This window comes from uncultured Cetobacterium sp. (assembly GCF_947039425.1).
Lineage (GTDB): Bacteria > Fusobacteriota > Fusobacteriia > Fusobacteriales > Fusobacteriaceae > Cetobacterium_A.
Window position 1 is genome coordinate 1 of sequence record NZ_CAMQYW010000292.1, and the last position, 2,566, is coordinate 2,566.

Below are 2,566 nucleotides of genomic sequence, written 5' to 3' on the forward strand. Positions count from 1 at the left end.
AATTAACACATTCAACACCTGAAATTAAATGTCCTTCATATATATTTTTCAAATAAAAATTTAATTCCTCTTCATCAAGTCCTAACTTATCTAAAGGAAAATTATCATTGGATAAAATATTTCCATTTATATTTGATTCCTTAATAAATTTTAAAATCGAAAAAACTTTAATCATAAAAAATACCTCCAAAATATTATTTATATTTTAAAATGTATAACCTATATGTGCTTGAAATAAAATTCCATCTCCTAAAACATTATTTGATAACACTAATTCTATTGGTCCTAAGAAAGTATTCCAAGCTATTCCACCTCCATAACCTATCATATTATTTTTCCCATATAAATATCTATTAGAAGTAACAGAATCAAGTGTCGCAATATTTCCTTTAAGAATAAAATTTAAATCTCCAATCAAAGAATAACGAAGAGTTTGTTGAGCCATAATAAACTTATCAGTATACATCCCCATTAACGGTACTCCATAAAAAGAATAATTTTTTGCTTGTGGAATATCTCTAAGTCCTCCTAAAGAGAAGAGCTCTAATAGAGGAGTATAATTACTTTTTCTAATTTTTCCTGCATTTATAGAGAACCCTAAGGTTAAATTTTTATAAAATGTTTTATAAGAATTTATACTATAAGAATATCCTGAAAACTTTTTATTCGAATCATCTAAAGATTCTCCATTAAATCCACTTAATACCATTGCCGATCCATCTTTTGGATATATTTTAGCATCTAAAGAATCATAGTTTAAAAATGCTGTATTTGTTATAAATTCAGTTGATTCATCAAAAGATACATGTTTTATTTCATCTCTTTCAAGACGTTGTCCCTCTGAATATCTAACATTTGTTTTTTTATATCCAAGATTATATCCTAAAAATAAATTATGGAAAAGAGAAGTGCCAATATAAAAATTACTTCCTACAGATTCTCCAATATATGTTGAGTTTATTTTATCTTTATTATATAAAAATAATGGATTTTGACTATAAAAAAACTCTAAATTTGTTGCAAAAGTGTTATCAAAGTAATTAAATAATCGAGTATTTTCAAAAGTAATTTTAGGATATTTTGAAAGTTCTGTCTTTAATATATATTTTCTTTTTGTTTTTCCAAAAATTGAGACATCTCCAGCTAATTGTAGAGAAGCTCCATAATCAGAAAGATAAGACAGTCCACCTTGAAGCTTAGAATTAAAATTTTCTACAATATTAAAATCTATTGTATTAGTTTTTCTATTTACATTATAAAAAACTCTATCTATATAATTAAGAGAATATATTCTTTGAGCCCATAAATTTAGCTCTTCTTGATTTAAATATTCTTTTTTAGGTTTTAATTTTTTTATATCTTCTATTACAAAATCGTTTTTAGTATTAATTTTCATTTTAATAACTTTATTATCTTCTAATTTTAGTCTATCCTTCCTTATTTTTATCTCATTATATTTTTCTTTATTGGTGAATTTTTTTAAATTATTACGAGCCTTATCTCCAGCTTCCTTTCCTAATGAAATCAAACTATCTAAATCTGAAAAATCTAAAGTCCCTTTATCTCTAACATTTGGAGTAATTAAAATATCAGCATATCCAATTTGTTTTTTTACATTTTCTTGACCTCTATATGATGAGAGTTTATCCAAAATAGTTATTATATTTGAACTACTATTTATCTCCTCAGGTTTAGCTGAAATATTAACCGCAATAACAATATCAGCCCCCATTTTAATAGCTTCATATATGGCAAAATTATCAACAACACCACCATCAACATAGTATTTACCCTTATCTTTTACAGGGACTAAAACAGTTGGAATAGCCATACTTTTGAAAGTTGCTAGTGCTAAATCTCCATTTTGTATTTTTATAGAATTCCCACTTTGGAGGTCTGTTGAGATTGCTGTAAAATTAATTGGAAGTTTAGAGAAATCATGTATTCCTTCAGCCTTTGAAAAGATTTTTTTCAATTGCAAATAAACTTCTTCTCCATCAGTAATTCCTGTTGGAAGAGATAAATCTAAAGTTGATGGATTAATTGATAGTGTTAAAGGATATTTATTTCTCGTTTTTTCTGTTATTGGTTTTAAGGTTCTATTCCCACTATCTAAAAGAAGATTGGTAAAATCTAAACCATTTATAATATTCTTCATCTCTTTAGTTGTATATCCCACAGAATACATGGCTCCAACAATACTTCCAACACTAGTCCCAACTATATAATCAATTGGTATTTTTAACTCTTCTAAAATTTCAATCACCCCAATTTCAGCTGCTCCTTTAGCTCCACCGCCACTTAAAACTAATGCTATTTTAGGTTTATATGCACTATTTCCTTTTAAAAGTAATGCTTCTTTTTGAAACTTTAGTTTTAACATTTCAAGTTGATTTTGTTGCTCCTTTAATTTTTCAATTTGTTTTTTTATAGTATCTATTTTGTCATTTACTGTATTTATTTTAACAAGATTATTTTCAGAATATGACAATGTTGTAATTAATAGAAAAAATGAAATTATAAAGTTATTTTTCATCAGTTAATTCTCCTCAGATTGTTATCAATA

The 2,566-nt window shown here is 25.8% G+C and carries 1 protein-coding gene; it reads right to left on the reverse strand.

What is annotated here, in order from left to right; translation table 11 throughout:
* Positions 1 to 205: 205 nt before the first annotated feature.
* A complete protein-coding gene (locus Q0V09_RS10690; protein WP_297489451.1) occupies positions 206 to 2,536 on the reverse strand; it encodes a patatin-like phospholipase family protein in 2,331 nt (776 codons plus the stop codon).
* Positions 2,537 to 2,566 lie beyond the last annotated feature (30 nt).